This is a genomic window from Psychroflexus sediminis (genome assembly GCF_900099815.1).
In the GTDB taxonomy this organism is placed as follows: domain Bacteria; phylum Bacteroidota; class Bacteroidia; order Flavobacteriales; family Flavobacteriaceae; genus Psychroflexus; species Psychroflexus sediminis.
Window position 1 is genome coordinate 1 of the sequence record NZ_FNCW01000027.1, and the last position, 6426, is coordinate 6426.

Sequence of the window (6426 nt, forward strand, 5' to 3'; positions counted from 1 at the left end):
ATCGGAAGTACTGCATTTGTAGTTCCGGTTACTATTCCGTCGCAATTATCATTTGCCGTGGGTGCAGTGAGTTCACTCAAACTACATTCTGAAGTAATAGCTATCAGGGTTTCAACAGCAACAGGAGCGGTTTGATCTGTAATTTTTAATGACAAATCTAGAGATGCAATATTTCCATTTGTATCCTCTACAAAATAGGTTACACTTGCAGTTCCTCCAATATCTGCACATCCGTAACTTAGACTTAATTGCTTATCATTGAAATAATTAGCTTTGATAGCACAATTATCAGTACTCCCGTTTTCCACCATATCCAGTGTTAGCAATCCCAGTCCAGTTTCATCGAGAACGATTTCAATGTTTTCAAATACTGAAATTAAAGGCTTTTCAAAATCGGAAACTATTAGTTCAATGTTTTGAGTTACAATATCCCCTTTACTATCTGTTACTGTGACATCGTAAGTTCCTTGAGATAAATTTTCCAGTACAGTACCGGTATCTAATAAAGCAATATTATCCTTTTTCCATGAATAAGTATATGGTGCTACCCCTGCAAAAGTTAAAACTTCAATCCTCCCATCTCCCGATTCAAAACAGGATTCATTGGAAAGCTGGACCTCAGTTCTTAAAATTTCAACAAATTCTGCAGTGATAATCTTATCAGTATCCATTACAATACTTACAGGATTGTCTGCTGATATTATATCACCCGTCCATTTGCTAAATTGCCATCCGTTCGCAGGAATAGAGGTAAGTAAAACCTGGGAGTTTTCTAAGTATAAAATCTGATTTGGATCTCTGGTGACAAAACCTGAGCCTACTACTTCTGTTTGTAGATTAAAGAAATTTCCGCCTGAAGTACAGAATTCTCTGGTAATCGAATTATCTAAAACATTATATTCTGAAGGTGAAGCTCCGGAAATTTCTGCAAAAATTTCAAAAGTATTACTTATAACCACGGCATCAATTAATACTTCTGTAAAACCATTTGCATCAACATTAATGGGCTCACTGGTTATTGCGATAAGATCCTCTCCATACTTTTGATAAAAATTTAATTCTGCAGAGACTGAAACATCCCCATCATTTTTAATTTTTGCAAGAATAGTAATCGCTTCGTTATTTTCTGGACATGAGTTACTGAAAACTAAATCTGTAAATAGTAAATTGGGAGCGTTGCCCACAAATATTGGCCTGGAGGCTGTATTGTTTGCTGTATTCCCATCAGACAATTCATTGTCAACATCTACATAGGCGCGTAGATTTTTGAACCCTCCAATACTACTGCTGTAACTCTCTGTAATGGCCACCGTACTGCTAAAACCGGCATCAAGCCCTGAAACCAAAACGTCTTCTCCCAGAGGGACATTATCTGCTGTTAATCTTATTTTAAATGGTCCTGCCGGTACAGTTCCTATATTGTCAAAAGAAACAAAAATGTTAATAGGCTCATCAATATCGGGATTAACCCGGGTAGGACTTATGTATTCAGATAACACCCTTAAATCTGGCCCCGGAGTTTTTAATGTTATTACCCCATTTATTTCATTGTTTAGCTTATCACATTCTTCAAATTCATTATTTGGATCTACAATAACTTTTAGATCAAAAGTCCCCGCCTCAGTAAAAACATAAGGTAGACTTACAAAAATTCCTGCGGATGAATAAGTGGTATTAACCTCAGATAGTGTAGTTGAAGCTATTAATTCGCTATTTAAATAAAAATGAACCTTCACATTTGAAGGTGTAAATAATCCCCGGTTTCCTACGTATGCAATTAACTTTTGTTCTGTGTACACCTGATATGCAGTGTTCCAAATGTTTTTCTCAGAATTATAAGAGAATTTTTGGGCTGTTAAATCAACACACAATGGCATTTCTCCGGAATTATTTAATTCCTTAAATTCCTCTATAGAGTTATTTATATCAAGATCGAATTTAACCGAATGATTCCCATATGACAATATGCTAGTAGATACTAAAGTAGAATCAATATCGCTTTTGGCAAGCAGTCCCGAATAAATGTTATCAAAAGACCTGGTAATCCCATCTTCATTAATAGAAAAAGTATTAACAAAATCATCGGAAATTGTTCTTTCTCCCTGATTTATAAAAGTACCGGTGATTGTAAATTCTTCTCCCGGTAACGGCAGTTTTGGTTTTACAGATAATTTATATTTGTCTGTTTTCAAATCGGGGAAATCCTGTTTGTATTTAATTAAGTATGTATTCTCATTATTACTTTCAACAAATTCAATTACAGAACCGCTTCCTATTGGTTCATCTACCTTTAGGGTTATATAATGATCCAGAGTATCTGTAAATTGAAAGGAAAGTTCTCGATATAAAGATTTACAACTTTCAATGGAAGAAAAAGATGATTGGGAAAATAATTCTCCATCAATATATACATTTAAATTCACAGGTCCTTCAGCGGTAATACCACCATTATTTGCCGCTATTGCTTGAAACAAAAAAGGCTGGTCCAATGTGAAATTTGCTTCTATATTTCCTTCCTCGTTGATGCGATTACTGTATGAATTTAAAAAAGGCTCCAAATCTGGTAAGTCGGGATACTGTTTTACTGCTAATTTGATTTGGTTATTTACTTTTGTTATTTCAGTTACTGCATCCAGGATATCTACCTTTAATTCGAAGTCACATGGCATCTCACCACAACGATAAAAGGAATTAAGTGAAGTGACAAAAGGGTATTCAATAAACTCGCCAGGGGATAATGAGCTTATAAGAATTTCTCCAAGTGATACTTCGCAGGAACCATAAGAAATAATGAAATTCTCTGCAACTCCATCGCCTGAGTTTGAAACTTTAGCTATTCCTGTAATGGATTCTCCCGCAAAAAAATAATCCCGACCTTCAGGAAAATTAATGGTAAGCTGACCGCTCAAATCGGGTAAAATTTGGGATTCAGTTGGCTCAACTACAGAAAAACTTACTCCTCCCTCGTCCCCTATAACAAAGGATTCTGTAAATCTTCCTTCATCAGCCAAGCCGGAAATCGTGAAAGTTCCAGTAGTTTCCGGCACTAAAAAACCTGCACTGAAAATACCATTCGTATTGGTATATACCGTTGCATTCCGCCCATCACCTAAAGAAATATCAACTTTTGCCACACCCACTGCAGTACTTAGTATATCGGTTCCAAAATATTTAACCACCCCGGAAATATACAAGGTTTCTCCTATCTCATATATGCTTTTATCAAGACTAGCAGATACAGTAATTCCCTCAGGCAAGGAATACAACCTTACAGCAAAATTATTTAACCTGTTTTGTTCATTTAAAATCTGGGATTCATCAATATAAACCTTTACTTCATTATTACCTGTTTTACTGAAACTATTGCTGAAATTCACTTCTAAAACAGACCGTGGTGCAACATAATCAACAGTTACTGTCGAGAGAAATTCAAGATTATTATAGATATTTACACTAAAATTTTCCGCCGGAAAATCTGATATATTATTTATTTTGGCGGTTACCGTAAAAGGTTCGTTTAAAGCGGGTTTTTCAACACTGAATAAAATGTCATTTGCAAAAATGGCGAGATCAAGTAATTTTTTACTTACTAAAGGTTCTTCTACAAATTTTGTTTGGGTGAGACATCCATTGGTGTTTTCTGCGATAATACTGGATTCCCAAATTTCGTCTGGAGAAAGGCCAGTGATCTGTGCTCGATAAATTTTTCCATCTATTACATTAATATCAGAAGGATCTTCTTCTTCCATCACTAGTTCTACATTGCTCAAAAAGCTCTTTAACAGCACCTTCGGAAAGCCTTCTTTAGCCTGAAATCCATCTACATCTTTATAAACCACTTTAAATACAAAAAGAGAATCTGCAGTTCCTACTTTGGGGGAAACATAAGAATCCGAGTACAAGTTCCCGCCGGCATAAATAAGTTCAGGGACATTGGAAACCGAAACCGTAACCGTCTCCTCTTTTTTACATCCGTTCTCATTAGTGATTAGCACCGAATAAAGTGTAGTTTCAGAAGGGCTCACTGTAATGCTGGCAGTAGTGGCTTGATTGCTCCATAAAAAGCTAGTTCCTCCAGTTGCCTGCAGAGTAACAGATTCACCCTTACAAATTTTTGTGTTAGCCGTGATAGAAGTTATTTGATCTGGATAATTTTCAATGCTTACAGAGACTGTATCATTAATTTTGTTAGTATCCACCTCCAAAATGGTATATACTTTCAGGCTATAAATCTCTTTGGTAGAAAGATCTAAAGGTTGGATAAAGGAATAATTCTTTTTACTTCCAATCAATAAGCCTCCGGTAAAATTTTGTACAATGGGTTCATTATTATTAAGCACATATGCAATGGAAAAATCAGCAATATCTGTAGCCCCCTCATTCTTCACTTCAACCTTTAAGATTTCATCAGTCGCCAGATCACATGCTGAAACCGGAGAGATAATTTGTGTAAGGCTAAGATCGTATGCAAATGTGGCAATAAATTCATCTGCACCTATACTAGGAGTAGACGGGTCCCTTGTTTCTCCATCTATGTCGTCTAAAACTTCAGGTACCGGACTGCCGGCATCAGACAGGCTGGAAGCACTAATATGTAAGTCTTCATTTGAACTAAAGAGCGGATCAACATTCAGAGAATTAGCTTCCATTCCGGAAACAGTTCGCAAAGCTGCGAGCGTATTTCTGTTGCCTTCCCAATAACTCAAAACATCACCTGTGGTGAACAAATCATTATGATCAGATAATTCAATTGCAGCAGGTGAAGCTATATAGGTAGCATAACCTCCTCCACTATTGGAAAAAATATTATTTAAAAATTGATAATTATTACCGCCACTTAAATACAAAGCGCGGACGTTAGTACTATTTGTGCCGGTTAAATGAACATTATTATAAAATATTTTGAAATGCTGGCCATTGGCGAAGTACATTCCATATGCAGCATCATTTTTACCTAAATAAATAAAGTTATTAGCTATTAAATTAAAATTCTCTACAGTAGAATACCCATTGGAGATTCTTATCCCATATCTTCCCAGAGGATTTAACATCGAATTCTTCTCCAATTTCAAATTATATGTGGTTCCGTTTACAAAAACGGAAGTATATTCTGCATAGGTAGAATTTGTGTTAAAATTATTTTTGGTTATTGAAGAATTTTCGGTGTAGTACAGATACAAGCCATTATACCCCTGGTTCAGGAATTGGTTGTTTGTCACAGAAGTATTATTTAATCTGGTATTACCTCCCGTACCACCTATCCTGATCCCAGTTCCTCCACCTATCAAACTGTTATTCTGAAAGTAATTGTTATTGGTGGTGGAACCGTTTACATTGATCAAAACATAATTTGTAGATGTACTGGAAATTTGAGGGGCTTCAAGAATGGAATTAGTGGTTTTATTAAAACTCGCCCCGTTGATCATTTCAAGGACTTTTCCATTAGTGGTGTTCTTAATGGTAATATGATTAAAATTGATATAACTGCCTCCATCAAGTTGTACTACATAGTAATCCGGACTTCCTGCGGCATAAGAAATTTCCACCAATGAATTATCGAGATTTTCACTTTCAAAAGTTATGGTATTTTGTGCGGAAGAACCTTGAACTGAGGGTATCGATATTTTTTCGTTATAAACCCCGTCCCTCAATTTAAATATGACCGGAGATAGAAGGCCTCCGAACTTTAATTGGTTTACTGCCTCAGTGATATTGGTAAAATCTGGTTCTACTCCGCCTATAGTATATATAGCTTTTGAAATAGCCGTATATAAGTCAGTTACCGTTATTTTATCATTAGATGGATTTTCATCTTCCAGCCCATTTGGAAGAGTCGTTCCGGCAGTGATAGTATATCCTGTTGCAGGTCCGAAAAAATAATTTCCTAAAGAGACTTCTACTGTTTCTCCGGGAAGCAAATTACCTTCCCACAAAATATTAGGCTGTTCCTGTTCATTAATTTTTAAATTTATGGTGACGGTGGTAAGATCATTTCCCGCGTTGTTAAACAGCTGTACTTTAATTTCGTTTTCGCCTTCAGGAAACATTTTTGAAGGCGAAAGGATAGCGGTTATTCCTGCATCTCCGGTCCCCACAGTAAATTCTGCTGCACCAATATCGGGATTTACAAGATCCCTGGTATTTCCGTCAATATCTGTGGTTACTGATGAAATTGGTGTCCCCGCAGCATTTAGAACAACAGCTTCGGGATATAATTCTGTTTCAGATAAAAAGACGGGATCTACAGTTACCGTATTCAGGTCACCTCCGCTAAGGCCACGCCAGGTGGCAAGATCGTTGGTAGTTGTGCCTTTCCAGTAACCAAAGTTTCCTGCACTGTAGTAATCATTGTGATCTAAACTTAAATTGTTGCCGAAATTCACATAAATGCCATATCCACTTCCCGTACTGGCAAAAATGTTATTT

1 protein-coding gene is annotated in these 6426 nt (G+C 36.4%); it reads right to left on the bottom strand.

Annotated features, from left to right (window positions below):
* Positions 1-6426 (bottom strand): CARDB domain-containing protein (locus BLP81_RS13425; protein ID WP_143002848.1); only part of this gene is annotated, 6426 nt, incomplete at both ends.